This is a genomic window from Streptomyces aurantiacus JA 4570 (assembly GCF_000414115.1).
GTDB classification, from domain to species: domain Bacteria; phylum Actinomycetota; class Actinomycetes; order Streptomycetales; family Streptomycetaceae; genus Streptomyces; species Streptomyces aurantiacus_A.
In genome coordinates, this window is the sequence record NZ_AOPZ01000084.1 from 1 (window position 1) to 4,364 (window position 4,364).

Annotated in this window: 4 protein-coding genes and 1 pseudogene; all 5 read left to right on the top strand. The window is 74.2% G+C overall.

Annotated elements, in window-relative coordinates; genetic code table 11:
• Positions 1 to 113: 113 nt before the first annotated feature.
• On the top strand, positions 114 to 1,187 hold the full coding sequence (locus STRAU_RS11585; protein WP_016640482.1) for a nitronate monooxygenase: 1,074 nt from the start codon (positions 114 to 116) through the stop codon (positions 1,185 to 1,187).
• A complete protein-coding gene (locus tag STRAU_RS11590; RefSeq protein ID WP_016640483.1) occupies positions 1,184 to 1,948 on the top strand; it encodes a 16S rRNA (uracil(1498)-N(3))-methyltransferase in 765 nt (254 codons plus the stop codon). Before STRAU_RS11585 ends, STRAU_RS11590 begins: the two co-directional genes overlap by 4 nt.
• A 62-nt stretch (positions 1,949 to 2,010) precedes the next feature.
• The gene (locus STRAU_RS11595; RefSeq protein ID WP_016640484.1) at positions 2,011 to 2,412 is read left to right on the top strand and encodes a VOC family protein; all 402 of its coding nucleotides are present in this window, start codon (positions 2,011 to 2,013) and stop codon (positions 2,410 to 2,412) included.
• A gap of 95 nt (positions 2,413 to 2,507) precedes the next feature.
• The gene (locus STRAU_RS11600) at positions 2,508 to 3,122 is read left to right on the top strand and encodes a hypothetical protein (RefSeq protein WP_158692061.1); all 615 of its coding nucleotides are present in this window, start codon (positions 2,508 to 2,510) and stop codon (positions 3,120 to 3,122) included.
• Positions 3,123 to 3,167: 45 nt separating this feature from the next.
• Positions 3,168 to 4,364: pseudogene (locus tag STRAU_RS11605) on the top strand (PD40 domain-containing protein); the annotation flags it as partial.

Consider the following 4,364-nt stretch of genomic DNA (forward strand, 5'->3'; position numbering starts at 1 on the left):
CGGGCGGGTGGGAAAGGATCCGCCGCGAAGCGGCGGGACAGGGAAGCCCCCGCGGCGGGAAAGCCGAAGGACCCCGGACAAGGCGCCCCCGCCAGACGTGGCACGATGCCGGTATGTCCTCCGCGCTCACCGACCTCTGTCGTTATCCGATCGTGCAGGCCCCGATGGCGGGCGGGGCCTCGACCCCGCAGCTCGTGGCTGCCGTCTGCGAGGCGGGCGGGCTCGGGTCCCTAGCGGCGGGGTACAAGACCGCCGACGGCATGTACCAGGAGATCAAGCAGGTCAGGGGGCTGACGGCGCGCCCCTTCGGGGTGAACCTGTTCATGCCGCAGCCCGAGTACGCCGACCCCGCCGCCGTCGAGGTCTACCGCAACCAGCTCGCCGGCGAGGCCACCTGGTACGAGACGCAGCTCGGCGACACCGAGGGCAAGCGCGACGACGGCTACGACGCGAAGCTGGCGATCCTGCTCGACGATCCGGTGCCGCTGGTGTCGTTCACGTTCGGCTGCCCCACCCGGGAGGTCGTCCAGGCATTCGACCGCGTCGGCACCCGCACGGTCGTCACCGTGACCACCCCGGAGGAGGCCCGGGCGGCCCAGCGGGCGAGCGCCGACGCCGTCTGCGTACAGGGCATCGAGGCGGGCGGACACCAGGGCACGCACCGGGACAACCCGGAGGCGGACGGCTCGGGGATCGGCCTGCTCAGCCTGGTCGCGCAGGTCCGCGAGGCCGTGCAGCTGCCGGTGATCGCGGCGGGCGGCCTGATGCGCGGCGGCCAGATCGCCGCGGTGCTCGCCGCGGGCGCGGACCTCGCCCAGCTCGGCACCGCGTTCCTGGTCACCCCGGAGTCCGGCGCGCAGCCGCTGCACAAGCAGGCCATGACGAACCCGCTGTTCAGCCACACGGAGCTGACCCGGGCCTTCTCGGGGCGTCCTGCCCGCGGCCTGGTCAACCGCTTCATGCGCGAGCACGGTCCGTACGCCCCGGCGGCGTACCCCCAGATCCACTACCTGACGGCGGGCCTGCGCAAGGCCGCGGCCAAGGCCGGGGACCCGCAGGCCATGGCGCTGTGGGCCGGGCAGGGCCACCGCCTGGCCCGGGTGCTGCCGGCCGGGGAGCTGGTGGAGGTCCTGGTGGCGGAACTCGAAGAGGCCAAGGCGGCGTTCGCGGCGCGGGGTGCGGTGTGACGGCGCCGGTCTTCGTCGTCGGGGAAGCCGAAGAAGGGGCCTTCCGGGGCGCGGCCCCCGGGAGCCGTTTCGTACTCGACGGGCCCGAGGGGCGGCACGCGGTGTCCGTGAAGCGGCTGCGCGCGGGCGAGGACGTCGTCCTCACCGACGGCGCCGGACGCTGGGCGGGCGCCGTCGTCACGGACACCGAGGGCAAGGACCGCCTGGTCGTGTCCCTCGACGACGGCGGCGTACGCGAGGAGGCCGCGGAGACGCCGCGGATCACCGTCGTGCAGGCGCTGCCCAAGGGCGACCGCGGTGAGCTGGCCGTGGAGACCATGACGGAGACCGGCGTGGACGCCGTCGTGCCGTGGGCCGCCGCGCGCTGCATCACGCAGTGGAAGGGCGAGCGCGGCCAGAAGGCGCTCTCCAAGTGGCGGGCGACGGCGCGCGAGGCGGGCAAGCAGTCCCGGCGGGTGCGCTTCCCGGAGGTCGCCGAGCTCGCGACGACCAAGCAGGTCGCGGCACTCCTTTCCGGCGCGGACTTCGCCGCGGTCCTGCACGAGGAGGGCAGCGAGCCGCTGGCCACCGCCGCACTGCCCGGGGCCGGGCACATCGTCCTGGTCGTCGGTCCCGAGGGCGGTGTGTCCCCGGACGAGCTGGCGGCGTTCGCGCAGGCGGGTGCCGAGCCGTACCGGCTGGGGCGTAGCGTGTTGCGTACGTCGACCGCGGGCACCGCGGCGACGGCTCTGCTCCTCGGCCGGTCGGGACGCTGGTCCTGACCGCCCGGGCCCGGGCCGGGGCGAGCGGTCCCGGCCGACGGCACGTCCCGAAAGGCAGCCCCGTGGAACTCGCCCAGGTCCGCCTGCTCGTCACGGACTTCCCCGCCTGTTACCGCTTCTACGCCGACGTCCTCGGCCTGAAGCCCCAGTCGGGCGCGGCGGAGGGACCGTACGAGAAGTTCAGCCCGACCGTCGGCTCCGCGGGCATCGCGCTGCAGGACCGGGCGATGATGGCCGAACTCCTCGGCGAGCTGGCCGAGTCGGCGACGGGCCACCGCTCCCTGGTGGTGCTGCGGGTCGACGACCTGGACGCGTACTGCGCGGGGATCACCGGGCGCGGCGCGGTGCTCACGCACGGGCCGACGCCGATGACGGACCGGATGCGGGTGGCCCATCTCAAGGACCCCGAGGGCAACTTGGTGGAGCTCCAGGAGTGGCTGCTGCTGCGCACGGACCGCGCCTGACGGCGTTCCGCCGCACCTGACGATGTCCCGTCGCACTGGACAGATGGCCGCAAGCGGTCTACCGCCGCGCCGCGCGCAGTGGCACGCTGCCGCTCATGGGGGCATTGAGGCGGATACCGCACACCCGGCGGGCGCGTCGCGCGCTCGTCGCCGCGTCGGCCGTGGCGGCGGCAGGTCTCGGCCTGGCCGCCTGCGACCCGGTCGAGGGCAACATGAGTACGTCCGCGGTCGCGATCACCACCGACAAGATGGGCACCCGCGAGCTGGAGCGGCAGCACGCCGAGGTGGACTGGCTCACCTGCACGGCCTCGTTCGTCGGCAGGGACAAGAAGGTCTCGGAGTCCGACGAGTCGCGTGAGGCCGAGGTCGACTGCCGGGGCCAGACGGACGACGACAAAGAGATCACCATCAAGGGCCGGGTCACGGATGTGACCAACGGGGCCTGCGTACGCGGGAATCTGACCGCGGAGATCGGGCGGCAGGAGTGGTTCCGCGTCGACGTTCTGGGCAACTGCGACAGCAGGCCCGACGACGACAACGGGAACGACGACAGCGGGAACGACGGCAACGGCGGTGACCACAACGACGACGGCGGAAACGACAACAACGACGGCGGAAACGACAACGACGCCGGTCATGACAAGCCCGACCCCGGCCCCACCGCCACCGTCACCGTGACCGAGCGGCCGGGCGAGGAGCAGGGCAAGTGATCCAAAACGCCCCCGCCCCGCGCGGCGCCTGCTTAGGCTGACCGTGTGACACAGCCTGCCTACCTCCGGTTTCCGCACGTACGCGGCGAGTTGATCGCCTTCACCGCCGAGGACGACGTCTGGGTCGCCCCGCTCGACGGCGGACGCGCGTGGCGGGTCAGCGCCGACAACGTACCCGTGACCCAGCCACGGATCTCTCCCGACGGCACCACCGTCGCCTGGACGTCCACGCGCGACGGCGCCCCCGAGGTGCACATCGCGCCCGTGGCCGGCGGCCCCTCCAAGCGCCTGACGTACTGGGGCAGCGGGAAGACGTCCGTGCGCGGCTGGACGCCCGACGGGAGCGTCCTCGCCATCAGCACGCACGGCGAGGCGTCCCTGCGCCGCACCCGGCCGCGCGCGGTGCCGCTCGACGGCGGTCCCGCCGAGGTGCTGCCGTACGGCCTCGTCGGGGACGTCGCGTACGGCCCGGGGGGCCAAGTGCTGCTGCTCTCCGCGCCGATGGGGCGCGAGGCGGCCTGGTGGAAGCGGTACCGGGGCGGCACGGCGGGCAAGCTGTGGATCCGGCGACCCGCCGAGGAAGCTGTGGAAGCCGAGGAAGCCGTGGAAGCCGTGGAAGCCGAGGAGACCGGCGCCCCCGGCTTCGTACGCGTCCATGAAGACCTCGACGGCAACATCGAGTACCCGCTGTGGGTCGGCGACCGCATCGCCTTCCTCAGCGACCACGAGGGCGTCGGCGCCGTGTACTCGTCGCTGCCCGACGGCGGCGACCTGCGCCGCCACACGCCGCTCGACGGCTTCTACGCCCGGCACGCCGCCACCGACGGCACCCGCGTGACGTACACCTCCGCGGGTGAACTCTGGCTCCTGGACGACCTGGCGGGCGCCGAGCCGCGCCGCCTGGACATCCCGCTCGGCGGGCAGCGCACCGACCTGCAGCCGCATCCGGTGAGCGCCGCCCGCTGGTTCGGGGCCGCCGCGCCCGACCACACCGGGCGGGGCAGCGCGGTCGCCGTGCGCGGCGCCGTGCACTGGGTCACGCACCGCGAGGGGCCCGCACGGGCGCTCGCCGCCGAACCGGGGGTGCGGGCGCGACTGCCGCGTACGTTCCGCGTGGACGGCGAGGAGCACGTGGTGTGGGTGACGGACGCGGAGGGCGACGACGCCCTGGAGTTCGCGCCCGCCACCGGCCTCGCGCCCGGCGCGACGCCGCGCCGGCTCGCGGCCGGGCAGCTCGGCCGG

Excerpts from the sequence above, each read along its gene's own strand:
- STRAU_RS11585 (WP_016640482.1), top strand. The coding sequence starts at position 114 with ATGTCCTCCGCGCTCACCGACCTCTGTCGTTATCCGATCGTGCAGGCC.
- STRAU_RS11600 (WP_158692061.1), top strand. The coding sequence starts at position 2,508 with ATGGGGGCATTGAGGCGGATACCGCACACCCGGCGGGCGCGTCGCGCG.